22 protein-coding genes and 1 other RNA gene are annotated in these 26,584 nt (G+C 71.8%); 7 read left to right on the top strand and 16 right to left on the bottom strand.

What is annotated here, in order from left to right; all coding sequences use genetic code 11:
• Positions 1–7: 7 nt before the first annotated feature.
• From ABZX22_RS00970 to ABZX22_RS00945, 6 genes are all read right to left on the bottom strand, one after another.
• The gene (locus ABZX22_RS00970; protein ID WP_354904613.1) at positions 8–958 is read right to left on the bottom strand and encodes a YafY family protein; all 951 of its coding nucleotides are present in this window, start codon (positions 956–958) and stop codon (positions 8–10) included.
• Between the two features lie 16 nt (positions 959–974).
• Positions 975–2,777 carry a zinc-binding dehydrogenase gene (locus ABZX22_RS00965; protein ID WP_354904610.1) on the bottom strand — a complete coding sequence of 601 codons (1,803 nt, stop codon included), beginning with the start codon at positions 2,775–2,777 and terminating at the stop codon, positions 975–977.
• 29 nt (positions 2,778–2,806) lie between these two features.
• On the bottom strand, positions 2,807–3,562 hold the full coding sequence (locus ABZX22_RS00960; RefSeq protein WP_354904608.1) for a GNAT family N-acetyltransferase: 756 nt from the start codon (positions 3,560–3,562) through the stop codon (positions 2,807–2,809).
• A gap of 109 nt (positions 3,563–3,671) precedes the next feature.
• A complete protein-coding gene (locus ABZX22_RS00955; protein WP_354904605.1) occupies positions 3,672–4,844 on the bottom strand; it encodes a M20 family metallopeptidase in 1,173 nt (390 codons plus the stop codon).
• Complete coding sequence (locus ABZX22_RS00950) at positions 4,841–5,854, bottom strand: membrane dipeptidase (protein WP_354904603.1); 1,014 nt, start codon at positions 5,852–5,854, stop codon at positions 4,841–4,843. The genes ABZX22_RS00955 and ABZX22_RS00950 overlap by 4 nt, the downstream gene beginning before the upstream one ends.
• Positions 5,851–7,284, bottom strand: a complete 1,434-nt coding sequence (locus ABZX22_RS00945; protein ID WP_354904600.1) for an NAD(P)/FAD-dependent oxidoreductase — start codon at positions 7,282–7,284, stop codon at positions 5,851–5,853. The genes ABZX22_RS00950 and ABZX22_RS00945 overlap by 4 nt, the downstream gene beginning before the upstream one ends.
• Before the next feature lie 85 nt (positions 7,285–7,369).
• Here ABZX22_RS00945 and ABZX22_RS00940 point away from each other — a divergent pair, with 85 nt between their 5' ends.
• The 4 genes from ABZX22_RS00940 (at position 7,370) to rnpB (ending at position 11,298) form a co-directional block, all read left to right on the top strand.
• Positions 7,370–8,170 carry a Nif3-like dinuclear metal center hexameric protein gene (locus ABZX22_RS00940; protein ID WP_354904597.1) on the top strand — a complete coding sequence of 267 codons (801 nt, stop codon included), beginning with the start codon at positions 7,370–7,372 and terminating at the stop codon, positions 8,168–8,170.
• A gap of 2 nt (positions 8,171–8,172) precedes the next feature.
• Complete coding sequence (locus ABZX22_RS00935; protein WP_354904595.1) at positions 8,173–8,913, top strand: C4-type zinc ribbon domain-containing protein; 741 nt, start codon at positions 8,173–8,175, stop codon at positions 8,911–8,913.
• Between the two features lie 41 nt (positions 8,914–8,954).
• Positions 8,955–10,295: a bifunctional RNase H/acid phosphatase gene (locus tag ABZX22_RS00930; RefSeq protein WP_354904592.1), complete on the top strand. Its 1,341-nt coding sequence runs from the start codon at positions 8,955–8,957 to the stop codon at positions 10,293–10,295.
• A gap of 605 nt (positions 10,296–10,900) precedes the next feature.
• Positions 10,901–11,298, top strand: an RNA gene (gene rnpB / locus ABZX22_RS00925) — RNase P RNA component class A.
• Between the two features lie 33 nt (positions 11,299–11,331).
• On the opposite strand, the gene ABZX22_RS00920 is transcribed toward rnpB, so the two are convergent.
• From ABZX22_RS00920 to ABZX22_RS00895, 6 genes are all read right to left on the bottom strand, one after another.
• Positions 11,332–11,754: a site-specific integrase gene (locus ABZX22_RS00920; RefSeq protein ID WP_354904589.1), complete on the bottom strand. Its 423-nt coding sequence runs from the start codon at positions 11,752–11,754 to the stop codon at positions 11,332–11,334.
• A gap of 15 nt (positions 11,755–11,769) precedes the next feature.
• Positions 11,770–12,336, bottom strand: coding sequence for a DUF6461 domain-containing protein (locus tag ABZX22_RS00915; protein ID WP_354904586.1), 567 nt, complete (start codon positions 12,334–12,336; stop codon positions 11,770–11,772).
• A 1,743-nt stretch (positions 12,337–14,079) separates the two neighbouring features.
• Positions 14,080–14,481, bottom strand: a complete 402-nt coding sequence (locus ABZX22_RS00910; protein WP_354904584.1) for a carboxymuconolactone decarboxylase family protein — start codon at positions 14,479–14,481, stop codon at positions 14,080–14,082.
• Between the two features lie 7 nt (positions 14,482–14,488).
• On the bottom strand, positions 14,489–15,664 hold the full coding sequence (locus ABZX22_RS00905; RefSeq protein ID WP_354904581.1) for a cytochrome P450: 1,176 nt from the start codon (positions 15,662–15,664) through the stop codon (positions 14,489–14,491).
• An 81-nt stretch (positions 15,665–15,745) separates the two neighbouring features.
• Entirely contained in the window at positions 15,746–17,140 is a 1,395-nt protein-coding gene (locus tag ABZX22_RS00900) for a glutamate decarboxylase (protein WP_354904578.1), read from the bottom strand.
• A gap of 254 nt (positions 17,141–17,394) precedes the next feature.
• Positions 17,395–17,673, bottom strand: coding sequence for a hypothetical protein (locus ABZX22_RS00895; RefSeq protein WP_354904576.1), 279 nt, complete (start codon positions 17,671–17,673; stop codon positions 17,395–17,397).
• Between the two features lie 142 nt (positions 17,674–17,815).
• Between ABZX22_RS00895 and ABZX22_RS00890 the strand changes: the two genes are divergently transcribed.
• Positions 17,816–18,559, top strand: coding sequence for a GNAT family N-acetyltransferase (locus tag ABZX22_RS00890; RefSeq protein WP_354904574.1), 744 nt, complete (start codon positions 17,816–17,818; stop codon positions 18,557–18,559).
• Between the two features lie 88 nt (positions 18,560–18,647).
• Here ABZX22_RS00890 and ABZX22_RS00885 read toward each other — a convergent pair whose 3' ends face one another.
• The 4 genes from ABZX22_RS00885 to ABZX22_RS00870 form a co-directional block, all read right to left on the bottom strand.
• Positions 18,648–19,655: an NAD-dependent epimerase/dehydratase family protein gene (locus ABZX22_RS00885; RefSeq protein ID WP_354904572.1), complete on the bottom strand. Its 1,008-nt coding sequence runs from the start codon at positions 19,653–19,655 to the stop codon at positions 18,648–18,650.
• 63 nt (positions 19,656–19,718) lie between these two features.
• Positions 19,719–21,890 (bottom strand): bifunctional SulP family inorganic anion transporter/carbonic anhydrase, encoded by a 2,172-nt coding sequence (locus ABZX22_RS00880; RefSeq protein ID WP_354904570.1) that lies wholly within the window; start codon positions 21,888–21,890, stop codon positions 19,719–19,721.
• A 100-nt stretch (positions 21,891–21,990) separates the two neighbouring features.
• A complete protein-coding gene (locus ABZX22_RS00875) occupies positions 21,991–23,517 on the bottom strand; it encodes a hypothetical protein (protein WP_354904568.1) in 1,527 nt (508 codons plus the stop codon).
• A 183-nt stretch (positions 23,518–23,700) separates the two neighbouring features.
• On the bottom strand, positions 23,701–24,264 hold the full coding sequence (locus ABZX22_RS00870) for a YbhB/YbcL family Raf kinase inhibitor-like protein (RefSeq protein ID WP_354904565.1): 564 nt from the start codon (positions 24,262–24,264) through the stop codon (positions 23,701–23,703).
• Positions 24,265–24,504: 240 nt separating this feature from the next.
• On the opposite strand from ABZX22_RS00870, the gene ABZX22_RS00865 reads away from it, so the two are divergent.
• Positions 24,505–25,035: a PH domain-containing protein gene (locus tag ABZX22_RS00865; RefSeq protein ID WP_354904562.1), complete on the top strand. Its 531-nt coding sequence runs from the start codon at positions 24,505–24,507 to the stop codon at positions 25,033–25,035.
• Positions 25,032–26,540, top strand: a complete 1,509-nt coding sequence (locus ABZX22_RS00860; RefSeq protein ID WP_354904560.1) for a PH domain-containing protein — start codon at positions 25,032–25,034, stop codon at positions 26,538–26,540. The genes ABZX22_RS00865 and ABZX22_RS00860 overlap by 4 nt, the downstream gene beginning before the upstream one ends.
• Positions 26,541–26,584 lie beyond the last annotated feature (44 nt).

Here is a 26,584-nt window from a genome sequence, read left to right as displayed (position 1 = left end):
CGTCCGCCTACCGCTCGCTGACCGCCCTGCGGTAGCGCTCCGCCAGCCGGCTGACCACCTCGGCCAGCTCCGGCGGCTCGATCACCTCGAAGTCGACGTCGAGCATGCCGATCCAGACCGCGATCCCGGTGAGGTCGTCGCCGCCGAGGTGCGCGATCGAGGTGTGCTCGTCGACCGGCTCGAAGTCGAGCCCGGTCGGCAGTCCGGCCATCCGGTCGGCGGGCGCGTGCACCAGCACCTTGGCCCGGTAGCGCCACATCGCGGTGCTGACCCCCCGCTCCACGTGCTCGGCCACGTCGAACGGCAGCTCGCGGGGGGTGAAGCGGGGGCCGTTCGGGGTGCGGGTGGTGATCCTGTCGACCCTGAACGTCCGCCAGTCGCGCCGCTCGACGTCCCAGGCCACCAGGTACCAGCGCCCGCGCCGGTGCACCAGCCGGTACGGCTCGGCCTCGCGCGTGCCGGTGGCGCCGTCATGACCGGTGTAGTCGAAGCGCAGCCGCTCGTGGTCGCGCGCGGCGTTGGCGATCGTGGTCAGCACCTCCGGCGGCACCGCGGGCGCCGCGCCGGGGATCTGCACGGTGTAGGCGTTGAGCGCGCTGACCCTGTGCCGCAGCTTGGCCGGCAGGACCTGCTCCAGCTTGGCCAGCGCCCGCACCGAGCTCTCCTCGATGCCCGCCACCCCGCCGCCGGCCGCCCGGCCGAGGCCGACCGCGACCGCCACCGCCTCCTCGTCGTCGAGCAGCAGCGGGGGCAGGGCGGCGCCCGCCCCGAGGCGGTAGCCGCCCGCCACGCCCGGGGTGGCGTGCACCGGATAGCCGAGGGTGCGCAGGCGCTCCACGTCGTTGCGCACCGTCCTGGTCGTGACGCCCAGGCGGGTGGCCAGCTCCGGGCCGGACCACTCCCTGTGCGCCTGCAGCAGCGAGAGGAGCTTGAGCAGGCGAGCCGAGGTTTCGAGCATGCCCCCAGTGTGCCGCCTATCGCGGAACGTCCGCTTCCGTGATCACGACGATCTTGCCGAGCAGGTGACCGTCCTCGCTCAGCCGGTGCGCGTCGGCGGCCTGTTCCAGCGGGAACACCCGGGCGATCGGCATGCGCACGGCGCCCGACTCGACGACCTGCCGGACCGGCTCCGGGTCCGGGCCGCCCTGCGAGAAGCGCACGCCGAACTCGCCCGCCCGCGGATCGGCGATCGTGACCACCTTGCCCGCGTCGCCGGTCAGCCGCACCGAGTCGGCCAGCACGCCCCTGCCGGAGGCGTCCAGCACGGCGTCGACCGGACCGGCCCGCTCCGCCCAGCCGTCGCCGTAGGTGACGGGGGTGACGCCGAGGTCGCGCAGGAACGCGTGATGGCCCTCGCCGGCCGTCCCGACGACCTCGACGCCCCTGGCGCGGGCCAGCTGGGCGGCGACCAGGCCGACACCGCCCGCCACCGCGTGGATCAGCAGCCGCCGGCCGGGCTCGACGTCCAGCTCCGCCAGCGTCCGCGCGGCGGTCTCCGCGGCCACGGGCAGCGCCGCGGCCTCCTCGTAGGACAGGTGGTCCGGTTTCGGCAGCAGCTGCGCGGGGTCGGCGAGCACGTGGTCGGCCAGGCCGCCGGTCGCGACCCTGCCGAACACCGGCCGGCCCACCGACCAGCCCTCGACGCCCTCGCCGAGCGCGTCGATCGTGCCGGAGACCTCGATCCCCGTGCCGGCCGGCTCCTCCAGCGGGACCACCATGTAGCCCCTGCGGAACTTCCAGTCGAGGGCGTTCACACCGGCCGCCCGCACCGCCACCCGCACCTGGCCGGGGCCGGGCGCCGGGATGGGCACCTCGTCGACGGTCAGCACGTCCGCCTCGCCGTACTCGCGGTAGCGGACGGCGCGCGAGGTGGCCAGCAGGACCGCCTTGCCCACGAGCGTGCGCCGCTCGATCGCGGTGTGCGCCTCGGCCGCCCGGTCCAGCGGGACGGCCAGCCCGATCGTCGGCGTGATCCCCGCCGCGAAGGCCCGCCCGGCCAGCCGCCCGAACTCCTCAGGCGCGAACTGCACCTGCTCCATGCCGACGACGGTGATCCCGCGCCGTTCGGCCTCGGCGGCGTCGACCGGGGCGGGCCCGCCCGCCGCGACGCCGTAGGCGAAGAACCTGCCGCCCCGCACGGTCAGCTCGGCCGCCCTGGCACCCTGCTCGCCGCCCACGCCGTCGAAGACCACCTCGAACGGGCCGGCCACCTCGGTGTGCGCCGCGCCGAGCAGCTCGGCCCTGCGCCGCTTGTCAGGGGCGGTGGCCGCGGCGGTGACCTCGGCGCCCGCCGCCGCGGCCAGCTCGACCAGCACCAGGCCGAGCCCGCCGCCCGCGCCGGTGACCAGCACCCGCGTACCGGGCTTCAGCTCGGCCGCGTCGATCAGGCTGAGTGCGGCCGGACCCACCTGCAGCAACGCCGCCGCCTCGGGCAACGGCAGGTCGTCGGGCACCGGCACCAGTGCCTCCACCCCGGCCAGCGCCTGCTCGGCGTAGCCACCGCTGACCATCGCGGCCACCCTGCGGCCCCGCCACGCCGGATCCACCCCCTCGCCGACCGACAGCACGTGCCCCGCCACACCGGTCCCCGGCACGAACGGCGGGCGCGTCCCGGACCACTCGACGCCCCAGCCCGTGCGCAGCTGCGCCTCGACCGCGAGGACGTCGGCCGCCGCCACGCGCACCACGACCTGTCCCGGACCCGCCACCGGATCGCCGACCTCGCGCGCCCGCAGCACCTCGGGACCGCCGAACCGCGTCACCTCGACAACTCTCATACCAGTCAGTCTTGAACCTCAAGCAAGCTTCAGGTCAACCTGGCCAGCACGACGTATTCACCGTTCCCGGTGAAGGCCACGACCTGCCCGCCCTCGGCCATCAGCCCGCCCAGCACCTCGCGCATCGCCAGGCGCCAGGCCACGGCCGCCGAGGGGTCTTCGCGGCGCAGCGCCTCGATGTCGGCGGGCGTCCCGACCAGCGCCACCGGTCCCTTCACCGCCCCCCTGACCGGCAGCCGGTCCTCCTCCTCCAGCGCCACCACCCCCTCGTACGGCTCCCGCGCCGGGGCCCGCTCCTTCACCGGCCACTCGACCACCAGCCGGTCGGACTCGTCACCCTCGTTGATCGCGTCCGCCATCGGGCCGTAGAAGTTCTCCACGTACTCCACGGGGCGGGCGCCGAGCTTGGCGAGGTTGAAGTAGGCGTTGCGGCGCACGAGCGGGTCGAAGGTCCAGGTGATGCGGTCGATGCCGCGCCGGGCGCACCAGTCGCGCTGGTGCGCCTTCAGCGCCTGGCCGATGCCCCTGCCGCCCTGGGCGGCGCCCGTGACGTGCGAGTGCAGGGTGTTGCCCGCGGCGAGAATGCCCACCGAGGCGCCCACCAGGCGGTCGCCCTCGTAGGCGCCGGCGACGTAGCTTCCCGTGTGGGACAGGACCCGCATCAGCTCGACGGTGACGGGCGGGTTGGCCGGGTCGGGGTGCCAGATCTCGTCGAACAGCCTGAACACGTCGGCGAACTCGTCGATCCGGTGCAGCTCGCGCACTTCCACCTGGACAGTCGTCACCCAGGGAATCTATCCGAGCCGGCCGCTCTCACCCCGCGCGGCGGACCCTCGCCGGCAGGGTGTTGCCGGCGGGGCCCCGCAGCGGCGGCGCCCCGCGCGGCCTCAGGGGTCAGGCGGCCAGCACCGCGCGGACCAGCGCTCTGAGCAGCTCCATCCGGCGCGGCAGCTCCGCCACCACGACGTGCTCGTGGTCCGCGTGCGCGCCACCGCCGACCGCGCCGAGCCCGTCGAGCGTCGGCACGCCCAGGCCGGCGGTGAAGTTCCCGTCCGAGGCGCCGCCCACCGAGGCCGACGTCAGCGCCCCGAGCCCCAGCCCCTCCGCCAGCCGCTGCGCCAGCGCGAACAGCCGGGCCGACTGCGCCGCCTCCATCGGCGGCCGGTTCGGCCCGCCGCGCACCTCCAGCCGGATGCCCTCCAGCCGCGGCGACAGCGCCCGCATGAGCGTGTCCACCTTGGCCTGGGCGGCCAGGGTCGGCACCCGCACGTCCACCCCCACGTGCGCCAGGGCGGGCACCGTGTTCACCGTGGTCCCGCCGGACAGGACCGTCGGCGTCACCGTCGTGCCCGCGACCGGCCCGCCGGAGCCTGCCGGCGCCGCCGCGTCCCCGGAGCCGCCCGGACCGCCCGGGCCACCCTGGCCGCCCGCGCCGCCCGGCTCGTCCGAGTCCACCACCGCCGCCATCCCCGCGATCGTGAGGATCTGGTGGGCGAGCTCGATCCCCGCGTTGGCCCCCTTCCACGGCTCCAGCCCGGCGTGCGCCGCCTTGCCGTGCACGGTGAGCGTGTAGTCGGAGGTGCCCTTGCGGGCGGTCTTGAGCGCGCCGCCGTCCGCGCTGGCCTCCAGCACGAACGCGGCCGCGAGACCGCGCGCGGAGTCCTCGATCAGCGCGCGCGAGGTGATGGAGCCGGCCTCCTCGTCACCCGTCACCAGCACGCTGACGCCATCGAGCGTCTCCAGCCCGGCCAGCGCGTGGAACATCTGCACCAGCCCCGCCTTCATGTCGAAGACGCCGGGGCCGCGCGCGATGCCGTCCACCACCGACCACGGGTGGGTGGCCAGCGTGCCGATCGGCCAGACGGTGTCGTGGTGCCCGAGCAGCAGCACCTTCGGCTCGCCGAAGGTCCACCGCAGGTGCGTGACACCGTCGACGACGATCGTCTCCGGCTGCGCGCCCAGATGGCGCGCGCCCATCGCCGCGACGACCTTCGCGCTGCGCGCCACCGCCTCCAGATCGCTGGAGAAGGACTCGCAGCCGACCAGTTCCTCCAGGTCCTCGATCATGCCAGCGCCTTTCCGAAGAACCGGTGCACGTTCCCGCCGACGATCTTGTGCACGTCGGTCTCCGGCAGCCCCCGCGCCAGCAGCCCCTCGGTGACCAGTGGCAGGCCGCGGGGTCCCTCGAGCCCCGGTACGGCGGCGGCGACGTCGAGACCGGTGGAGGTGACGCTCTCGCAGCACGGAGGCGTGAGGTCGCGCCTGACCTCGTCCATGAAGTCGGGCCCGAGGCCCACGTGGTCGATCCCCACGACGCCCGCGATGTACTCGATGTGGTCGAGCACGTGGTCGAGCGTGGCCTCGCGGGCGTTCTCGGTGAGGAAGGCGGCCAGGAAGTTCACGCAGACCACGCCGCCGGTCCCTGCCACGCCCCTGAGCTGCTCGTCGGTCAGGTTGCGGTGATGGTCGCGCAGGGCGCGCGCCGAGGAGTGGGTCGCCATCACCGGCTTGGTCGCCAGCTCCAGCACGTGCGCGACGCCCGAGGCGCCCAGGTGGGAGACGTCGAACAGGATGCCCAGCCGCTCCATCTCCTTCAGCGCCTCGACGCCGTGGGAGGTGAGGCCGCTGCCGGTGGCGTCCTCGCCGCTGCCGTCGGCCAGCGGGGTGCGGCCCCAGTGCGCGATCGAGGCGATCCGCACGCCGAGGCGGTGCATCGTCGGGACCAGCTCCACGCTGGCGTCGATGCCGGGCATGCTCTCCATCGCCAGCACCAGCGCGATCCTGCCGGCGTCGATGGCCGCGTCGATCTGCGCGGCGTCCGTGCACAGCGCGACCTCGTCCGGGTTGCCCTCGGCGATCACGTGCGCGCACTCGATCATGCGCAACGTCTGCCTGAGTGATCCCTCCGGACGGTACTCCGAGGAGATGAACACCGGCAGGACCTGGAGGTTCACCCGGCCTGCGCGCAGCTGGGGAAGCCATTGGGCGCGGAAGAAGTCCGCCCACCGGTCGGGCGGTCTCGCCGAGACCGCCATGAGGAGATCGTTGTGCGTGTCAGCCACCACATGCGACGTCATGCCGATGACGTTATCCGGTAGGCGTCGAGCGGCGGGAGAGCGGTGAGCCTGCGGTACAGGCCCGCGCGTCCCGGCCAGTTGTTGACGACGCGCCCGTCGGCGGTCTTGTACCAGCTCCGGCAGCCGCCGCCCCACACCATCCGCTCCATCGCCGCCGCCAGCTGCCGCCGCCAGGCCGCCATGGCCTCGGGCCTGACCTCCATCGGCCCGTTCCTCTCCAGGTACGGCAGGCACGCCATGACGTGCCGCACCTGGCACTCGATCATGAAGACGATGGAGTTGTGGCCGAGGTTGGTGTTCGGCCCGTAGACCAGGAACAGGTTGGGGAAGTTCGGCACCGCGATGCCGAGATACGCCTCGGCGCCGTCCTTCCACTGGTCGGCCAGCGACACCCCGCCCAGCCCGGTGAACGCGATCGGCTGCAGGAACTCGGTGGTGCGGAAGCCCGTGGCGTAGATGATCGTGTCGGCCGCGCGCACGCCCTCGGTGGTCTGCACCCCCTCCGGCGTGACCCTGACGATCGGGTCCGTGACGACCTCCACGTTGGGCCGGGTGAGCGCCGGGTAGAACGCGCTGTCGATGACCACCCGCTTGCAGCCGACCGGGAAGCGGGGGGTGAGCTTGGCCCGCAGGACCGGATCGGCGACCTGGGCGTGCAGGTGGCCGAGCGCCCGTTTCCTCAGCAGGCCGGCGCTCCAGCCGCGGGCGAGGGCGGGGTAGAGGGTGCCCTCGGCGTACCGGTAGATCCACTCGCGGTAGGCCCGCCGCAGGCCGGGGACCAGGCGCAGGGCGAGCCGCGCCGCCGGCCCGAACGTCGCGTCGGGCTTGGGGATGACCCAGTTGGGGGTGCGCTGGAAGACGTCGAGACGGGCGGCCAGCGGCTGGATGCGGGGGATGAACTGCGCGGCGGACGAGCCGTTGCCGATCACCGCCACCCGGCGGCCGGTCAGGTCGTGGTCGTGGTTCCAGCGGGCGCTGTGGAAGGCGACGCCCGCGAAGCTCTCCCGTCCAGGGATCGGCGGGTACGCGGGACGGGTCAGCTGGCCCACGCACGACACCACGACGTCGAACTCCTCGCTCCCCTCGCCCGTGGTGACCCGCCAGCGCCGACCGTCGAAGTCCGCCGCGACGACCTCGGCGCCGAAGCGGATCTTCGGCCGGACGCCGTACTTGTCGGCGCACCTGTCCAGGTAGGCGAGGATCTCCGGCTGCCCGGGGTAGCGGCGCGTCCAGCTCGAGTCCTTCTCGAACGAGTACGAATACAGCTGGGAGGGGATGTCGCAGCCCGCTCCCGGATAGGTGTTGTCGCGCCACGTGCCGCCGAGGCCGTCCGCCTTCTCGAAGACCGTGTAGGAGCCGATGCCCGCCTGCTCGAGCCTGATCGCCATGCACAGCCCGCCGAACCCCGCACCGATGATCGCGACCCTCATGCGCCCCTCCACAGATGTCAGGATCCACTTACGCTAGGCGGCGCTCGCTCACGTGTCGAGGTGGCCGAACCGGTAGTCTGCGCAGGTGACGCTGGCTGATGTGATCAACGTGTTCGAGGCCGCCTATCCGCCTGGCAGGGCCGAGTCGTGGGACGCCGTGGGCCTGGTCTGCGGAGACCCCGGCCAGGCGGTGCGGCGGGTGCTGTTCGCGGTCGATCCCGTGCCCGTCGTGGCCGAGGAGGCGCTCGACTGGGGCGCCGACCTGATCGTCGTCCACCACCCGCTCTACCTGCGCGGCACCACCAGCGTCGCCGCGACCACCTACAAGGGCAGGCTGATCCACGACCTGATCCGCAACGACGTCGCCCTCTACACCGCCCACACCAACGCCGACGTCGCCAACCCCGGCGTCTCCGACGCCCTGGCGCGCACCGTCGGCCTGGTCGGCGACCTGGTGCCGCTGCAGCCGTTCCCCGACGACCCCTGGCGCGGCCTCGGCCGCGTCGGCGACCTGCCCCGCACGATGACGCTCGGCGCGTTCGCCGAGCAGGCCGCTGCCGGGCTGCCGAAGACCTCATGGGGCCTGCGCGTCGCGGGCGACCCGTCCAGGCCCGTCACGCGCGTGGCCGTCAGCGGCGGGTCAGGAGACTCCCTCCTCGGTACGGCACGCGCCGCCGGCGTCGACGTCTTCCTCACCGCCGACCTGCGTCACCACCCCGCCAGCGAGTTCGTCGAGGCCGGCGGTCCCGCCCTGATCGACGCCGCCCACTGGGCCACCGAGTGGCCATGGCTCGACAGCGCGGCGTCCATCCTGAGCTCCAGTGGCGTTAACGTTGAGACGCGCGTCTCCGCCACGGTCACCGATGCTTGGACAAAAGGATATTGATCATGAAAGCAGCCCCTGCCGCTCAGAAGCGACTGCTCGACCTGGCCGAGCTTGACTCCGCTGCCGACCGCCTGGCGCACCGCCGCCGTACCCTGCCCGAGCTGGCCGAGATCGACGAGCAGTCGAAGCAGCTGGCCCAGCTGGCCACCCAGGTGATCGCCGCCGAGACCGAGGCCGGTGACCTGTCCCGCGAACAGACCAAGGCGGAAAGCGACGTCGAGACCGTGCGCACCCGCGCCGACCGCGACCAGAAGCGCCTCGACTCCGGCATGGTCACCTCGCCCAAGGACCTGTCCAGCCTGCAGTCCGAGATCGCCTCGCTGCACCGCCGCCAGGGCGACCTCGAGGAGGTCGTCCTGGAGATCATGGAGCGCCGCGAGGCCGCCGACTCCAAGGTCACCGACCTGATCGCCAGGCGCGACGAGGTCGCGACCACCAGGGCCGCCGCCGAGGACCGCCGCGACGCCGCCCTGGCCGAGATCGACAAGGAGACGGCCGACGTCGAGGGCCGCCGCGCGGGCGTGCTCCCCGACATCCCCGCCGACCTGCTCGCCCTGTACGAGAAGCTGCGTGGCCAGTACGGCGTGGGCGCCGCGATGCTGCACGGCGGCCGCTGCATGGGATGCAAGGTGACGCTGTCGATCGCCGACATGAACCGCATCAAGGCCGCCCCCCACGACGAGGTGCTGCGCTGCGAGGAATGCCGCCGCATCCTCGTCCGCACCCCCGAGTCCGGCATCTGACCCAGGCCGCCGAACCGGCCGGCAGCGATCAAGGAGCTTCCATGAGCACGACCCCGTACCTCGTCGAGGCCGACGGCGGGTCGAGAGGCAATCCCGGCCCCGCCGGCTACGGGGCCGTCGTGATGGACGCCCGCGACCGCCAGGTCCTCGCCGAGCGGGCCGAGGCGATCGGCGTCACCACCAACAACGTCGCCGAGTACCGCGGCCTGGTCGCGGGGCTCGCCGCCGTGCTCGACCTCGGCGGTGAAGGCGCCGAGGTCGAGGTCCGCATGGACTCCAAGCTCGTCATCGAGCAGATGGCCGGCCGCTGGAAGATCAAGAACGAGGGGCTCAGGCCGCTCGCCCTCGAGGCGCAGGGCCTGGCCAGGCGGCTGCGGATCACCGGGTGGACGTGGATCCCCCGCGAGCGCAACAAGCACGCCGACCGGCTGGCCAACGAGGCGATGGACGCCGCGGCCAAGGGACTGGCGTGGCAGGCGGGCGGCACCGCCGTACCGGAGGCGGGCGGGCGCGGTGCTTCGGCGGCCGGCTCGCGCGGCGCTTCGGAGCCGGGCTCGCGGGAGGCTGCCGGGGCGGGCTCGCCGGGCGGTCGCGCGATCCCCGAGACCGGGGGCGTCCCGGAGACGCCGCCCGCCGGGGCCGGACGGGAGGCACCCTCGGCGCCGAAGACCGGCGGGCAGACCGACCTGCTCGACCTGTCGGCGCCGACCGCCTCGCTGGTCACCCGGCAGGCCGCCAAGGGCACCGGCTGGGGCCCCGCCACCAGGGTCGCCACCTCGCTCCTCCTGCTGCGCCACGGCGAGACCCCGCTGTCGGCCGAACGCCGCTTCTCGGGGCTCGGCGACGCCGAACTCACCGCGAACGGCCTGGCCCAGGCCGGCGCCGCCGCGCGCAGGCTGGCGGCGCCGCCGTACCGGATCGACGTGATCGTCAGCTCCCCGCTCAAGCGGGCCCGCCAGACCGCCGAGATGGTGGCGCGGCTCGTCGGCGTGGACGTCGAGGTGGACGAAGGCCTCAGGGAGACCGACTTCGGCGCCTGGGAGGGGCGCACCTTCACCGAGATCCAACGCGAGTGGCCGGACGAGCTGGCCGCCTGGCTGGCCGACCCCGCCGTCGCGCCACCCAGAGGGGAGAGCTTCACCCAGGTCGCCCGACGCGTCGAGGCGACCAGGGACCGGCTGGTCGAGCAGTACGAAGGCAAGACCGTGCTGGTCGTCTCCCACGTCACGCCGATCAAGACGCTCCTCAGGCTCGCGCTGCTCGCGCCGCCCGAGGCGCTGTACCGCATGCATCTCGACGTGGCGTGCCTGTCCCTGATCGACTTCTACGCCGACGGGCCCGCCGTCGTGAAGGCGTTCAACGACATCAGCCACTTGCACTGACCCACCCCCGACCCACCTGCCGACCCGCTGTCTTCGGGCGGTCCCTCGGCCTGCGGGGCAGTGCCGCGACCCACAGCCCCGCTGGTTGCACCCCGGACCGCTGCCGCCAGGAGCGCCTCGGCCGCTGACTCGGGTGGACCTCGGCCCGTCGGCTGCAGAACGGGGTCCGGACAGAACCCCGGCCCGCCGGACCAAGGGCAGAACGCCTGCGTCGGGGCCGCGTCGGGTTCCCGCTCCCGTGGCCCTGGAGGCGGGCGGAACCCCGCCCGCGTTCCCACCCCGCCCGCCGTGCCCTGGGTGAACACCCGCCTGCGGACGCGGCAGTCCGGCGAGCCAGGAGGGTCCAGTCAGGTTCGCCCGCTCCGTGGGTCGGCCGGCACGAGGGAGCCCGCGCCCTCGGGAGCCGCCCAGGCATCCCAGCAGCGTGTGGGCCGAGGCGTGACCGTCGTCCGGTCACGGCCCGGTCGGGCCGGATGCCGCGAGGTTTCACCCGGCACGACCGAGCCGTGGGCACCGTCCCCCTCAGACGATGACCACCCCAGGACATCACGGGGCTCTTGCGGATGGATTGGAGGTGGCTGGGAGTTTGATAACCTCCCTGCAGACGAGCCGGCCGGGCGACCGCGTCGAGCCCCTTTTCGGGGCTCGCCGAGGAAGGTCCGGGCTCCGCAGGGCAGGGTGGTCGGTAACCCCGACCCGGGGTGACCCGCGGGACAGTGCCACAGAGAGCAGACCGCCTCCCGGACATCCGGGAGGTAAGGGTGAAAGGGTGGTGTAAGAGACCACCAGCGCTCGCGGTGACGTGAGCGGCTAGGTAAACCCCACCCGGAGCAAGGTCAAGAAGGGACGCCCCAGCAGGAGCGTCCCGCGCGCGGCGTTCGAGGACTGCCCGTCCGAGTCGCGCGGGTAGACCGCTTGAGACCGTCGGCAACGGCGGTCCTAGATGGATGGTCGCCCCTTCGTTCGCGAAGGACAGAACCCGGCCTACAGGCCGGCTCGTCTCTCTCCGCCTCTCTGACCAGGGGCGGGTCACTGTTCAAGATTGTCTGTTCCGTCCCTGTTCCGTGAGCATCGGAGACAGGAGTGCGTCGATCGCCCCACGTCCGAGATCGTCTTGGTCCGGGAAGAGATGGCCGTAGGTGTCCATCGTCTCCGCGATGGTGGCGTGACCGAGACGGGTCTGGATCACCTTGGGGTTGAGGTTCGCCTTGATCAGTCCGGAGGCGTAGAAGTGCCGTAGATCATGAAATCGGGTGCCCTTGGGAAGGCCGGCCTTTTCCACGGCCTCGCGCCAACACTCGTTGAACGACTTGCGTTGCGCGATCCGGCCACATCGGTTGGTGATGAGCGAACCCTCCGGGCCGGCCGAGTAACGCTCTTGGTGCTCTGTGAGCCTGGCGAGAATGAGGTCATCGACCGGCAGAGTGCGTCGTGATGCTCTGGTCTTGAGCTCGACCAACTTCCCGTAAGGGGACTACGACTTGGTTGGTTTGGGGACGACGCCCCAGATGAACGTGGAGCCCTTCAGGAGGTTTTCCGTCGCTCTGATCCCGGTCAGGTGCTCTACGAGTAGGAAGGCTGGTCCCTCGTAGAGCCGGGGAGACGATGGGAAGAGCCTGTCGATCTCTGTCATCGTGTCTACGAGTTCGTCCGGAATCTCCGTCAGGTATCCCTCATCGCCTCCCCAGGCGAATCTGATCTCGCCGTCCTCACACCAATAGAAGTAGTCCATGCACTTGATGCCGAGTGCCGCTTGGGAGATGAGGCGGGTGCCCTCGGAGAGTCTAGTGATCACGTCTTCGTCAGTGCCGAGCCAGTCGGGATCGAAAACGAACGTCCAATCGCCGACGGAGGTGACGCCGAGAGGTCCCCTTGAGTAGTGATCGGCGTTGTCGGGGAAGGGCCCCGACGTGAAGTCCTCCCATCGACCACCGAGACGTGCAACCACCTGTTCAGGTGTGGCACGGACATAGATGAAGCTGTAGCATTCTTCGGCGTATTCGCCGCAGAGCCACGAGATATCGAGAGGCTGCATGGTCATGTCGTCATGATGCCAGCCGACTCCGACAGATATGGTTGTCGCCTGCGCATTCTTGGAGTGGTCGCCGACGAACTCACTGCCCGCCGCCGAACGTGCTCGGAGACGAAAGGCGCGATAGGCGGAGAGCCTTAAGAGGAGCCAAATCGGGAGCCACACGAGACGGACGAGAGTGGACCGGGGTGAACGTCCTTGAACCGCCGGACCTTGGGTGTGGATCAGAGTGGACTGACCCAAACGGCGGGAAGCTGGTTCGAGTCCTATCGCGGGGCCTGGCTGGACTCAACACAAGACCCCGCCTGTTCTGAGCGGCCCGCCTCAGTAAAGATCTTGTTCCGTCCCTGTTCCGCCACAACCCAAGAGACGCCGGAAGCTAGTGGCAACTACTGAAACGTATTTCCGCAGCTCAGAAGCCAAACCGCGAAGCAACCCATGGTCAGCGAATCGCTAGAACAGGACCCGGCCTACAGGCCGGCTCGTCACCCGATCTCTCTCTGACCTGGGAGGGATCGGCATGCTCCAAGATCGAGGCATACTCGGGGCATATCTGGCGCCGACCGGAACGCCTTGCCGAGCGCCTCTCTGGCCTTCGCGGAGGCTTCCGGAACCAGGCGGCCGTACAGGTCCACGGTCGGGTGATCGACTCAAGGCCAGAGAGCCAAGGTCGTTCGTCCAGCAGGCCGCTCCATCTTGGCTCTCTGGCCCTGATCCGCTGCATTGCATATGGACGAGGCAGACGGGAAGATCGGGCCGGAGGTGGTCTGGGAGTGAACGACACGCCCGCCCTGTGGGGGTCATGCAGGCGATGGATTACGACGTTGCTGGCATGCGCCGTACTGGCAATGGTGTCGTCCTGTGGAGTCACCGACGAGGAACGCTTCCAAAGGTCCGTCGAGAGCATGGTGACGGTGGCACGGACCGCAGGGCCTGGTGACCCGGGAAAGGAAACGCCCCACGAGATCGGGTTGTTCGTCTTCGACGATGTCTTTCGCGACCGAGGCCGGGTGTACTTCAAGCTTGGAGATTCATCCGGGGTGGACCCTTACGGCTACGTCTGGAGTCCGCAGCGCCCGCCAAGTGATGATCCCGACGACTCGGCAACGTCGTCTTTCCAGCACATACAAGGTCCGTGGTATCGATGGAGCGATAGTTACTGACAGCAGCGACTGTCGGCCGCTCCTTCTGCTGCATTGATGTGGGGAGAGGTGGCGGGGAAGATCCGGTGCGACGACTCAGGGCACATCGCGTCGGAAGCCGGTATCAACCAGTGTCAACGGACGGCAGCGTTTTCCAGCTCAACGCCGTGATCGCGCGATCAGCCACAGGTCACGATCATGCCGGCTCGTCACACACCCCTCTGACCGGGGGCTGTTCATGCTTTCTTCTTGTTCCGGTTCCTTTCTCCGCAGTCCGGCCACGGGCCCGGCATCGTCGACCCGCGCGGGTTCGGCGAACGTCGCGAGCACCGCACGATCCAGTGGCACCTGCGTGAGCCTCGCGTCGGGTGCTCGGCGTAACGGACGGCGATGACGTCGTAGGCCTGCGCGGTGGCTCGCAGGCAGGAGGGGGAACAGGGAGGAGGGGGAATCGGTCACGGCGGACGATTGGGGCGCGCGCCGGGAAGGCGGCGGCCCGCGATGAGCGGGCCGCCGCGTCATCCCGCCGCGTCATCCCGCCGCGTCACCGCGTTGGCTCCCCGTCGGGTCTCGGCTCACCCCGTCGGGGCCCCGTTGGCCCTGGGCGGGCTTACGGCCCGGCCGGGGGGACGGGCAGCAGGCCGCGCTCGGCGAAGACCTGCTTGGCGATCGAGGTGGCGACCAGCGCCCGCGGCATCCCGCAGTAGACGGCCGCCTGCAGCAGGGCCTCGGTGATCTGGTCCGGGGTCAGTCCCGCGTTGAGCGCGATCCTGAGGTGCATCTTGAGCTGCGGCTCGCAGTTCCCCAGCGTGGTGAGGATGCCCAGGATGACGAGCTGGCGGTCGCGCGGCGGCAGCGCGGGCCGGTCGTAGATTTCGCCGAAGGCCCAGGAGATCACCTGGTCGGCGAGGTCAGGCGAGATGTCGTCGAGGGTGGCGGTGAGGTGTGCGCGGGCGGTGCCGTCCAGGCGGTCCAGGATGGCTTCGCCGTGCTTGCGGCGTTCTGTCGTCATGTCTTCCTCACCAGCGGACGTGGAGGCTGTCGGGGTGCCGGTAGCGCCAGCCGTGGAAGGCGGGCGGGCGGTCCGCGTCGGCCCGCAGGCCGGGCAGGCGTTCCAGCAGTACCTCCAGGCTGATGCGGACGATCTCGGGCACGAAGTCGATGGCCAGGCAGCGGTGCCGGGCGTAGCCCAGCGAGACGTGCGGGTGCAGCGGCCGGTGGAGGTCGAAGCTGTCGGGGTCGTCGAACACGCTCTCGTCGCGGTTGGCGGAGGCGACGATGGCCGCGACCGGCGCGCCCGCCGGCAGCGTCACCCCGGCCAGCGTGACCTCGCCGGGCGCTGAGCGCATGAGCGCGCCCACGGGCGAGATCCACCGCAGCGCTTCGTGCACGGCCAGCGGCAGCAGCGAGAGGTCGGCCTTGACCGCCGCGTACTGCTCCGGGTTGCCGAACAGCCCCAGCAGCACGTAGCCGGCCGCGATCGACGGCTCCTCGATGGCGCTCATCACCAGTCGCAGCGTCGGCAGCACCTCCTCCAGCGTGCGCGGGTTCTCGGGCGGCCGGCCCGCGTGGATGAGGTTGGAGAGCGTCGACTGGTTGGGGCTCTTGGTGTACCGCTCGACGGTCGGCGTCAGGGCCAGGTTGATCTCGGCGGCCGTGTCCTCGCCCAGCCTCTGCTTGGCGGGGTCGCCCTCGAAGTTGGTGATGCCGGTGTTCAGCCCGCGCGACCAGCGCAGGAAGATCTCCGGGTCCACCTGGTCCAGGCCGAGCACCTTGGCCTCGGACAGGACGGCGATGGGGCCGAGGTAGTCGCGCTTCAGCTCGGCCTCGCCACGGCCGGCGATGGTCTCGACGTACTTCTCGGCCAGCCGCCGGACGTCGTCGGCGAAGAAGCGGTGCACGGTCTCGGTCGAGTAGTCCACGTCCACGCAGGCGCGCAGCTCGGCGTGGGCGTCTCCCTCGGTGCCCAGCATGTTGCCCTGCCCGCACACCCGCGCCACGAGGGACTGGGGGAAGTGGGTGGTGAAGGACTGCGGGCGGCTGACCACCGTCACGACGTCGTCCCAGCGGGTCACCATCCACTGGTTGATCGCGGGCAGGAAGGCGACCGGCTCCTCCTTCCGCAGCCGGGTGTAGATCGGGTACGGATCCTCGTTGAGCTGGTCGAGCGTGATGCTCTCGGCGAAAGTGCTCATGGCGAAAGGTCCTCTCAGTCCCGTCAGGAGCCAGGTAAGGCCCGGTAAGGCTCGGTAAGGCCCGGTGAGGTTCGGTAGGGCTCAGTGGGTGAGGGCGGTGAGCGGGTGCCGTGGCCGGGGCTCGGGGCCGCCCGGCGCGCGCACGTCGCGCAGTACCTCCCGCAGGTCCGCGAGCAGCTTGTCGGCGGTGTCGAAGCTGAATCCGTTGCGGATCACGAAACGCAGGACCGGGATCTCCTCCAGCGCGGGCGGCAGGTGGTAGGCGGGCACCTGCCAGCCGCGGCGGCGCAGCCGGTCGGACAGCTCGTGCGCGGTGCAGCCCAGATCGTCCGCGGTCCTGACGGCGAACGCCGGCAGCTCGCTCCCGTCGGTGAGCGGTTCGAGACCGCCGAGCCCGGCGATGCCGGCCACCAGGTGCCGGGCCACGTCCTGGCAGGTCTGCTGGACGGCGCGGTACCCGTCGAAGCCCAGGCGCAGGAAGTTGTAGTACTGGGCCGCGATCGGGGCGCCCGACCGGGAGAAGTTGAGGGTGAACGTCTCCTGCGGGCCGCCCAGCACGTCGGTGTGGAGCACCAGGTCGTCGGGCAGGTCGGCGGCGTCCTGCCAGACCACCCAGCCGACCGCCGGGTAGACCAGCCCGAACTTGTGGCCGGAGGTGTTGATCGAGCGCACCCGCGGCAGCCGGAAGTCCCACACCAGGCCGGGCTGGAGGAAGGGCGCGACGAAGCCGCCACCGGCCGCGTCCACGTGCAGCGGCACGTCGATGCCCCGCTCGGCCTCCAGCCGGTCCAATGCGGCGGCGATCTGCGCGACGGGGTCGTACGCGCCGGTCTGGGTGGAGCCGAGCACGGCGACGACGCCGATCGTGTTCTCGTCGCAGCGGCTCACCACGTCCTCGGGGTCGAGCCGCAGGTCGAAGGGGCCGCCCTGGTGGCGGATCGGCACCCAGCGGGCCTCGACGTCCCAGTAGCGGCAGAACTTCGGCCAGCACACGTGGCTGTTGGTGCCGATGACGAGGTTGGGCCGATCGCCCGCGTGGCCGCGCCGGCGCCAGGCGAACTTCATCGCCAGGCCGCCGAGCATGGCCGCCTCGCTGGATCCCGCCGTCGAGCAGCCGATGCCGTGGCCGGGGTCGTGCCACAGCTCGGTGAGCATGTTGACGCAGCGCCCCTCCAGGTCGGCGATCTGCGGGTACTCCTCGCGGTCGACCATGTTCCGGTCGAGGCACTCGCCGATCAGCTCCTTGGCCTGCGGCTCCATCCAGGTCGTGCTGAACGTGGCGAGGTTGAGGCGGGCGTTGCCGTCCAGCATCAGCTCGTCGCGGATGATCGCCAGCGCGGCGTCGGGGTGCATGGGGCCGTCGGGGAGCCGGTAGCGCGGCACCCCGCCTTCGGCAATCAGCCCGCTGTAGAGCGGGTTCACGTGCAGGGCGGCGGCGGAACGATCGGCGCCAGCCCTCTTGTGCAGGTTCGACATGGTCGGTCTCCCGTCCTGAGTGCAGTTCGAGCCGCGGCCTGTCGTGCTGAGATCGCCACCGACAATTTCCCACCCTCAGCGCCGACGGGAGGCAAGGCAATCAGGACGGGGGTACTTCGTGATGTTCGGCCGACGGGGGTGCGAGGCCTGCTCAGCAGGAGTTTTGCAAGGGGACGGTGACCGTCCGTGATGACGGAACGTCCCCGTGACCTGGATCGTGTGTCAGGGCGGACGGCATGCGCCGAGCAGAGACCTCAGGCGGTGAGACCCGCCTCCTCCCGGCCGAACTCGATCACGATGTACCTGCCGTTGGCGTAGCTGATCACAGGGCGCTGGAGCAGGTCACCCACCCTGCGGGCGACCCCCTGGAACAGCTCCGCCAGCTCCGGAGTGTCGGCGCTCACCCGGAACCGGCCGCCGGCGGCGAGCTGCTCGGCGACGAGGGGCACGAAGTTCGCCTCGGCGCGGACCTTCTCCTCCGCGCTGAGAGGGGTGCGCCGGGGCGCGGGCTGCGTGCCGGGAGGGTGGGCCATCACTGATCTCCTCGTGATCGCGGGCCTCTCAGGATGCCACAAGGGCGCCGAGGGGCGGCATGTCACCCAGATCCCGGATCGGCCGTCGGGCAGGCCGATCCGGTCGCCGTAGGTCCGGGGGAGCTCTTGTAGGGTCCCTTCCATGACCATCACCGACCTGGCCGAGCTCCGCCTGGCCACCACGAACGCGACGGCGTTGTGGAAGGCGCTGGCCGGCGCGCGTGGCCACGACGTGGTCGAGCGGCCCGGCTTCGTCGCCGTGGCCGGCGACGAGCGGGCGGGGTTGCGGATCATCCTGCAGTCCTCCTCGCCCGACACGTCCGACGTCGCCGAGCTGACCGCGCTGGCCGAGGGCTGGACCCGCGGCCCCGCGCTGGTCGAGGACTCCTACGGCGTCGTCGACATGACCGCGATCGGGCTGACCCCGCGCCGCATGCCCGTCATGATCCGCAGACCCGGTACGGCCCTGCCGCCCCCGGCCGTCGAGATCGTCAGGGTGGAGCGTGCGGAGCAGCTGGAGACGGCCGAGCGGATCGTCGTCGAGGGCTTCCCGCTGTCCCGTTTCCAGCCGCACCTCGCCGGCCAGGCCTTCCCGGCGGCGCTGCTGGGCCACGAGGGCGTCGATCTTTTCGTCGCGGAGAAGGACGGCGAGCCCGCGGGGGCGTGCGTGACGGTCGCCGACGGCACGGTGGGCGGGGTGTACTGGGTGACCACGCTGCCCGGCTTCCGCTCGCTCGGCGTCGGGCGGGCGCTCATGCACGCGGTGCTCGGCGGCCTGCTGAAGGACCTGCCGGTCACGCTGACGGCGGCCAGCGCGGGCAAGCCGCTCTACGACTCGCTCGGCTTCACCACCGTCACGCAGTCGACCTGGTGGTCGTCCCCCTGACCCGCACCTGCTGACGAGCGACGAGCCCCGCGACCGCCCGACCGGGCCGGGATGTCCCCCGGCCCGGGGCGCGGCGTGCGGTCGTCCGCTAGCGTGCCGCCCAGGCGGCCAGGATCGCCGCCTCCTTCTCGGGGGCGATGCCGTGGACGTTCCTCCGGCCGAACACCCGCTCGGCGACCGGGATCTCCCGCAGCCACTCCCAGGTGTCGCGGACCGTCTCGGCCACGCTACGGCAGCGCAGCCCCGCCGCCTCCGCCTTCGCCGTGGAGATCGTCCAGAAGTTGGCCGTCTCGGGATTGCGCGGCGCCCAGAGCGGCAGCTCCATCCAGGCGCCGGCCTCGTGGTCGAGGAGGAAATGGTCGTCCACCCACACGAACTCCGCGTCGGAGCCGGTGACCTGCCTGCACAGCTCCAGCCACTCGCCGTAGGTGGTGTTGCCCGCCGGCCCGGTGACCATGAAGCGGTCGCGGACGCCCTTCTCCGCCTGGTCGAGGGTGAAGATCGCGATGTCGCGGGCGTCGATGAGCTGCATGGCCACCGAGGGGTCGCCGGGAGCCAGAACCTGGCCCCCGCGCTCGATCCTGGTCAGCCACCACGGCAGCCTCGCGACGTTCTCGTGCGGGCCGAGGATGAGCCCGGGCTGGATGATCAGCGTGTTGCCGTCGAAGCCATGCTCGACCGCGCGCTCGCAGCCCGCCTTGAGCACGCCGTAGTCGCCGGCGTCGGGACCGGCGTCGGGCGCACAGTCCCACAGCCCGGACTCGTCGGTCGCCGGCTCGGCCGGGAAGCCGCGCACGGCCGACACCGACGAGACGAAGGCGTAGGTGCCGGCGTGGCCGGACAGCAGCCGCGCGGACTGCCCGGCCACGCGCGGCACGAACGCCGAGGTGTCCACGACGATGTCCCACTGCCGCCCGTCCACCAGGCGTTCGAGGTCCGCCGCCGACTCCCTGTCGCCGCGGACGGCCTCCACGCCAGGCACGTCAGGGTAGCTCTGCCCCCTGTTGAAGGTCGTGACCTCGTGACCGCGCCCGAGCGCCTCGGACACGATCGCGCGGCCGAGGAACGCTGAACCTCCGATGACCAGAACTCTCATACGAGCATTCTTCGGGTACGGCACGCGATTCACGCCGCGGCTTCACCGAGAGCGTAGGCGGGCTCACGAGACGGCTTCCTCCTCACCGGCCGGCACGGGCACCTCGGGGGAGGGCAGGATGTGCACCCTGGCCGAGGCGATGTCGAAGTAGAGCCCCACCAGCTCCAGCGACCCGGCGGCCACCTGCTCGGCGACCTTCCGGTGCGTGCGCAGGTTCTCCAGCTGCTGCGTCACGTTCACCCTGCACAGCCGGTCCAGCGGCCCGCTGTCGCTGCCGTCGCTGTCGCCGAGGATGAACCGGGCCAGGCTGTGGTTGCCGTGCCGCAGCCACCGCCGCAGCCCGGGCAGGCTGCCCGCCTTCTCCCCGCCCGACAGCAGCCCGGCCATCGCCCCGCACCCCGAATGGCCGCACACCGTGATCGTCCGCACGCCCAGCACCTGCGTCGCGTACTCGATCGCCGCCGCCATCGAGTCGTCGTGCGGCTCGGCGCCGTACCGGGGGACCATGTTGCCGATGTTGCGCACCACGAACAGGTCGCCTGGACCGCTGGCGGTGATGAGCGTGGGCACGATGCGGGAGTCGGCGCAGGTGATGAACAGGTGCGTCGGCTGCTGCCGGCGCGCCAGCTCGGTGAAGATGGGCCGCATCTGCGGCGCCGCCCGCCGGTGGAACTCGCGCGCCCCCACGGTCAGCTCGCACTCGGCCGGACCGCCCTGCTCGGGCACCGTCGCCGTCTTGCGCCTGCGGCGGTGCGCCCACGGCAGCCACCCGTGCTCGTGCGCCTTGGCCGGCGTCTTGGCGGGGAACATGCGGTGGCCGGCGGCGGCCAGGCTGTACCACTCGTCGTGCAGCTCGTCGATGTCGACGCTGCCGCCGGAGCGCTCGTGCATGAGCCGCCACGAGTGCAGCGCCTCGAAGGCGGCGTTGTCCATGAAGTCGATGTTGAGATCGAGGTCGACGGGCACGCCCGGCGGGATGGCGCGCAGCTCGTCGGTGAGGCGCGGCACGCCGAGGAAGGTGAGCGATCCCGAGATCGTCACGTGCCGGCGCCCGTCCTGTTCCTGTCGTACGTGCGCCGAGACCCACGTCAGCCGCCGCAACGCGAGCAGGACGGCCAGCGCCAGCCCGAACAGCACTCCCTCGGCCAGGCCGAGGACGACCACGCCTGCCAGCGTGACGAGGTAGACGGGCACCTCGCCGTGGCCGTGGACCTTGCGCACATGACCCAGGTTGAACATCTGCAGGCCGATGAAGGCCAGCAGCGCCGCCAGCGCCTCCAGCGGGATCAGCCGGATGGCCCAGCCGAAGCACAGGACGAAGACCAGCACCCACACGCCGTGCAGCACGGTCGACCAGCGGCTGCGGGCGCCCGCCTGGACGTTGGTGGTGCTGCGCACGATCACGCCGGCCGTCGGCAGCCCGCCGAGCGCGCCCGAGACGATGTTGGCGATGCCCTGCCCGCGTAGTTCCCTGTCCAGGTCGGTGCGCGGGCCGTCGTGCTGGCTGTCGACGGCCACCGAGCACAGCAGCGACTCCACGCCCGCCAGCAGCGCCACCAGCAGCACCGCGGCGAGGATGCCGTGCCAGTCGCCTGCGGGCAGCACGGGGGGCACCCACTGCAGGAGGTTCTCCGGCAGGTCCACCCGGGTGACGTCCAGGCTGAACGCCGCCGCCGCGACCGAGGCGATCAGCAGCGCCGCCAGCGGTCCGGGGACCAGGCGGACCCGGCGGGGCAGCCACTTCCACACCAGCAGCACGCCGATCGTGATCAGCCCGACCGCGGCCGCGTGGTCGTGCAGGTCGGCGACCTGCGCGGGCAGCTCCAGCAGGTTGTCGACGGCCGAGGACTGCGGGCTGCCGCCCAGCACCACGTGCAGCTGCGACAGCGCGATCACCACGCCCACGCCCGCCAGCATGCCGTGGATGACGGCGGGGGAGACGGCCAGCGCCGCACGGGCCGCCTTGAAGACGCCGAGCAGCAGCTGCACCACACCGGCCAGCAGCGTGATCATGCAGGTGGCCCGCCAGCCATAGGTGTGCACGAGCTCGGCCACCACCAGTGACAGGCCGGCGGCGGGCCCGCTCACCTGGACGGCCGAGCCGCCGAACAGCCCCGCCACCACGCCGCCCACGACCGCGGCGGTCAGCCCTGCGGCCAGCGGGGCGTCGGAGGCGACGGCGATGCCGAGCGACAGCGGGACCGCGACGAGGAACACCACCAGCGACGCGGGCACATCGTGTCTAAGGGCAGTCAGGCGATTACTCTGAGTGTCCACCGACAGACTGTAACTGCTGGCGGTCCGGTGAAACGCCTGTTACGAGGGACCTTTACGATCAGCGGTAATAGTCGGGATAGTCCTGGTCTGGGGCGCGGTGGTGGTTGCCCCGGCGCCCCTGCGGGGCCGACTCGGGCTCCTCCTGGCCGTACATCTCGCCGTAGGAGGGCCAGCTGCCGCCCGCGGCGGGCTCGGGCCAGGCGGCGGGCGTGGCCGGCGGCGCGTACGGGGTGGCCTGCGTCTGCGCCTGCGGCTCGTAACCGGAGGCGTGCTGCGCGCCGCCGCCCAGCACGTCGTCGTACGGCGAGACCGCGCGGCCCGGCGCGGTGGGCGTGGTGGCCGCGGGCGTCGGCCCGGTGACCAGCGCGTCGTCGTCGGGCGCGGCCCAGCCGGAGCGCACCTCGTAGGAGTTGGGGAAGGCGGCGGCGGGCTGGGTGTAGGTCTCGAACGCGGGCCATGACGAGGCGGGGGCGGCGGCGTCGAGCACGTCATGGGCGGGAGGAGCCGGCCACGAGCCGGAGTTCTGCCCCGCGGCGGGCTGCTGCGCCGGCTGTTGTGCCGACTGCCGTGCCGGCTGCTGCGCCGGCTGTTGTGCCGACCGCCGTGCCGGCTGCTGCGCCGACTGCCAGGTCGTCTCGGTGTCGGCCGCGCCGTAGGCGGGGAACGGGTCGCTCGTCGGCGCCCCGTGAACCGGAGCGGCCGGCACCGAGGGGAAGGAGCCGCTGTTGACGGCGGGGAACGAGTTGCTGCCGAACGCGGAGAAGGAGCCGCTGTTCTGCTGCGGCTCGGGCTGCGGCGGCGGCACCGGCTTGGCGCCCGCGCCCAGGATGCTCATCACGTCGGGCGTCGGGGCGGCGAACGTCACCGTGCGCTGGTCGGCCAGGTCGGAGGCGGAGACGGCGGGGCGCGGCTCGGCCGCCGGTGCCGGCTCGACCAGGTCGGCCAGCGGTCGCTCGGCGGCGGCGGCGGCCGCCGCGGCGGCGCGGGCAGCGGCCCTGCTCGACCGGGTGGAGCGGGCCGGCCTGGCGGCGGGCGCGGGTGGTGCGGAGGCGGCCGGAGCGGTGGGAGCGGCCGCGGCGGGCGCCGGGGGGGCGGCCGCGGCGGCGGCGGGCCGCGGCGGCAGGGGAAGCTGGACGGTCCGCTCGCTCGAAGGGTCGGCCGCCGGGCGCTCCGGCTCGACGGGCCTGCTGGCCGCCATGCGCGCCTTCACCGTGCCGCCGGCGCCGAAGCCGCCCTCGGTGGCCTCGTTGCGGATGTTGGCCCAGAACTCCTCGTCGTCGTCCTCGGCCGCGCCGTTGCCCCACTCGTCGACACCACGCCTGCCGCGCTGGCCCGTACGCACGGGTTTGGGCTGCTTCTCCTGGTCGATGGGGCTGAAGTCGGGGCTGAAGTTGGACATGCGCGGCTCGTGGGCGGCGAACTCGTCCGTCGACCGAGCCTGGGTCATCTCCTCTTTCTCGGCCATCGCCTTCAGCCGCTCCGGAGGGAGCGAGCTCTCACGCTTGTTCATCGAACGCATGCCCAGTGCCACGACTACGAGCACGAGGAGCACGACGGCGACGAGAACCAGTACGACCGCGGTCATTGCACCACCCTCAAGGCCATGGCCTGCCAGCAGCGCCGGTGAGATCGCGCGGCCATCGACGCGATCTGCCCCCTTTGATCACCAACGCACAGCGAACGGATCTGATTGTGTCGGACCACTATGAGCGTTGTCACACCCAAAGTGAAGAATTGGTAACCATCACTACCGGCAGCGTTTAGGTCATCACTCGATGTGCACCGCCGTCAGGCGCCCACGCGCGATGGTGTGGTCGGCGATCATCTTCAGGATCTCGGGGAGGGAGGCGCCCACCGGGTCCTGCAGCCGCCCGCTCAACGCGTAGACGCTGAATCGATAGCTTCCGGTCTTCTCGCAGGGCGGCTCGTAGCCGACCTTCGTGCTGGTCACCGCCGCTTGGGCGGCCTCCTTCGGCAGGTCGGAGGCGGCGTCCTCGCCGAGCTCGGTCGTGCGGGGGTCGATGTTGTAGACCACCCAGTGCACGGCGGGGCTGGGGGAGGTGGTTTCGTCGACCACGATCGCGATCGACTTGGCACGGGAGAGCACATCGCTCGACCAGCGCAGCGGCGGGCTCTTCCGGGTGCCGTGACAGGAATATTCCGACGGCAGGGGAGTGTGGTCACGCAGTCGCGAACTGCTGACGTTGATCTCCCTGATCTCCCTCGCGGGACCGTTCAGGATGCCGCAGCCGGACACGCCGAGCGTCAGCGCGGCCACCATCCCCATGACGGTGACGCGCCGTACGCGCGTGGACGTGTTCGCCTGCCCCATGCCGGAAGATGCTACGCGCCTGCCGGTGGTGCGCCGACCGGTTCGGGAGGTTCGGTCGCGAGGAAAGCCACGGAAATCCACCATAATCAGGGCATCGAAGGGTGACCTTGGACACAACCCTGACCGTCGCGGTCAGTTCCGCGCCGCGCCGGCCAGCCGTTTCAGCCGTCCGGTGACCCTTGATCGATCGATACGGCCGAGACGGAGGGAAACCGGGTGGGCCCTTCTAAGCTGGGCAGTGTGAGTGAGCAGCCCGACCCCGTCGCGGGTCCCCTGCGCGACCCCGAGCATCGCGTCTCGCCCAAGGCCGTGCGCCTGTGGCTGCTGGAGGCCGTGGTCGCCTTCGTGATCTTCGCGGGGGGCTCGTTCGGGCTCGCCGCCTGGATCCCGAGCTGGTCATGGCTGCCGGAGTGGCTGTCGGGCAACTCCTGGCTGGTGCCCGTGCTGGTGCTGGTGCCCGGCACGCCGCTGCTCCTGCTGGAGCCTTTCGTGCGCTATGCCGTACATCGCTGGGAACTGTCCGGCGACGTCGTCTACGCCAGGTCCGGCTTCCTGACCAGGGAGTGGGTGTTCGTGCCCGTCAGCCGCATCCAGACGGTCGACAAGGCGCAAGGGTGGTTCGAGCGGATGCTGGGGCTGGCCACGCTCGAGATCCGCACCGCCTCACACGCCGGGTCGTCCAGCATCCAGGGTCTCGACCAGGCGGTCGCCGCCGGCCTCGCCGAACGGCTGGCGCGCAGGGCCGAGGAGCTCAGGGACGACGCGACATGAGCGAGGAGGCCCCCGGCACGAAGCTGAGCCCCAAGGTGCTGCTCATCGATCCCGTGCGCATGCTGCCCTCGCTGCTCGTGCCGCTGGTCGGCGTGCTGTTCGTGGGCGGCTTCTCGCCGCGCTCGTTCGGGTGGGCCGCCGTCGGCGTGGTCGGCGCCGTCGTCTTCGCCGTCGTGCGCTGGGCGACGTTCAGCTACCGCCTCGCCGGCGACCGGCTGGAGATCAGGCGGTCGCTCATCAGCAGGTCGGTGCGGACGATCCCGCTGGAACGCATCAGGGGCGTGGACGTCAGCACCCCGCCCATGCACCGGCTGCTGGGGCTGGCCGTCGTCAAGATCGACACGGGCGCCAGCGGAGGCGGCGAGCAGGAGGGCGAGCTCGACGGGGTGACCGTCGCGGAGGCCGAGAGGCTCAAGAGCGTCCTGCTGCGCCGCGCCAGAGCGGTCAGGGCCGAGGAGGCGCGACAGCCGGGAGACACACTCACCGAGGCGCCTCCCGCGCCGCCCGAGGAGCGGGTGATCGTCAAGGTGCCCCGCGCGTGGCTGCTGTACGGCCCGCTGTCGGGCGCCTACCTGCTCACCCCCTTCGCCCTTGCCGGCGGTGCCATCGGCCTGGTCCTCCAGTGGGGCAACGACCTCGGCCTGCGCGACGTCGCCTGGTACGCGGGCGAGTGGCTGTGGCGGCACCCCCTGCTCATCGTGGCCGCCGTCGTGCTGCTGGTGCTGGCCATGCCGTTCGTCGCGGCGGTCATGTACGCCGTCTTCAACTGGGACTTCACGCTGACCGAGCGCGAGGGCTACCTGGTCGCCGAACGCGGCCTGATCACCAGGCGCAGCGTCTCCCTCGAGGCCCGCCGTACCAGGGGCTACGAGATCGTCGACGCCCTGGCCGAGCGCAAGGCGGGCGTCGTCAGGATGTGGGCGATCGTCACCGGCCTCGGCGACTCCGAGACCCGGGGGCAGTTGCTGCCCGACGTCCCCCGCCCCATGGCGCTGGAGGTCGCCGCCCGGGCCGTGGGGCCGTTCACCGCGTCGCTGCGCCCGCACCCGCCCATCGCCCGCAACCGCCGCCTGTTCAGGGCGATCGCCCCCTGGCTCGCCGTGGCGGCCGCCTTCGCCGTTCTGGCCCTGGCGACCGGGACGGGGCTGTGGTGGCTCGTGGCCGGCCTGGCGCTGGTGCTGGCCGGTCTCGGCCTTCCCCTCGGCGACGACCGCTACCGGTCGCTCGGCCACGGCTACGACGGCCGGCTGCTGTCGGTCCGCTCGGGTTCGCTGCGGCGCGCCCAGGCGGTCTTCGAACGGCGGGCGGTCGTCGGGTGGCGGCTGCGGCAGACGTGGTTCCAGCGGCGGGCTGGAGTGTTCACCCTCATCGCGGGGGTGGGCGCGGGCAAGGGCGGCTACGAGGCGGTGGACGTCTCCGCCGCGCAGGCGGTCGGATTCCCCGCCGAGGTCACGCCCGAATGGATGGCTCCGTTCCTGCGCACCCCGGACAGCCGCCACCCCTGACCGCTCCCCGCCGCCCGACCGCTCCTGGCTGCCTGTCCGGGATC

The organism is Nonomuraea sp. NPDC003804 (genome assembly GCF_040610675.1).
Taxonomy (GTDB): Bacteria; Actinomycetota; Actinomycetes; order Streptosporangiales; family Streptosporangiaceae; genus Nonomuraea.
Note: the sequence above shows the minus strand (reverse complement) of the source record. Positions and strands in the feature narration are given on the sequence as shown.

Coding starts and splice junctions, on each gene's coding strand:
- ABZX22_RS00970 (WP_354904613.1), bottom strand. CDS start 958: ATGCTCGAAACCTCGGCTCGCCTGCTCAAGCTCCTCTCGCTGCTGCAG.
- ABZX22_RS00965 (WP_354904610.1), bottom strand. CDS start 2,777: ATGAGAGTTGTCGAGGTGACGCGGTTCGGCGGTCCCGAGGTGCTGCGG.
- ABZX22_RS00955 (WP_354904605.1), bottom strand. CDS start 4,844: ATGATCGAGGACCTGGAGGAACTGGTCGGCTGCGAGTCCTTCTCCAGC.
- ABZX22_RS00950 (WP_354904603.1), bottom strand. CDS start 5,854: ATGACGTCGCATGTGGTGGCTGACACGCACAACGATCTCCTCATGGCG.
- ABZX22_RS00945 (WP_354904600.1), bottom strand. CDS start 7,284: ATGAGGGTCGCGATCATCGGTGCGGGGTTCGGCGGGCTGTGCATGGCG.
- ABZX22_RS00935 (WP_354904595.1), top strand. CDS start 8,173: ATGAAAGCAGCCCCTGCCGCTCAGAAGCGACTGCTCGACCTGGCCGAG.
- ABZX22_RS00930 (WP_354904592.1), top strand. CDS start 8,955: ATGAGCACGACCCCGTACCTCGTCGAGGCCGACGGCGGGTCGAGAGGC.
- ABZX22_RS00915 (WP_354904586.1), bottom strand. CDS start 12,336: ATGACCATGCAGCCTCTCGATATCTCGTGGCTCTGCGGCGAATACGCC.
- ABZX22_RS00910 (WP_354904584.1), bottom strand. CDS start 14,481: ATGACGACAGAACGCCGCAAGCACGGCGAAGCCATCCTGGACCGCCTG.
- ABZX22_RS00905 (WP_354904581.1), bottom strand. CDS start 15,664: ATGAGCACTTTCGCCGAGAGCATCACGCTCGACCAGCTCAACGAGGAT.
- ABZX22_RS00900 (WP_354904578.1), bottom strand. CDS start 17,140: ATGTCGAACCTGCACAAGAGGGCTGGCGCCGATCGTTCCGCCGCCGCC.
- ABZX22_RS00895 (WP_354904576.1), bottom strand. CDS start 17,673: ATGGCCCACCCTCCCGGCACGCAGCCCGCGCCCCGGCGCACCCCTCTC.
- ABZX22_RS00890 (WP_354904574.1), top strand. CDS start 17,816: ATGACCATCACCGACCTGGCCGAGCTCCGCCTGGCCACCACGAACGCG.
- ABZX22_RS00885 (WP_354904572.1), bottom strand. CDS start 19,655: ATGAGAGTTCTGGTCATCGGAGGTTCAGCGTTCCTCGGCCGCGCGATC.
- ABZX22_RS00875 (WP_354904568.1), bottom strand. CDS start 23,517: ATGACCGCGGTCGTACTGGTTCTCGTCGCCGTCGTGCTCCTCGTGCTC.
- ABZX22_RS00870 (WP_354904565.1), bottom strand. CDS start 24,264: ATGGGGCAGGCGAACACGTCCACGCGCGTACGGCGCGTCACCGTCATG.
- ABZX22_RS00860 (WP_354904560.1), top strand. CDS start 25,032: ATGAGCGAGGAGGCCCCCGGCACGAAGCTGAGCCCCAAGGTGCTGCTC.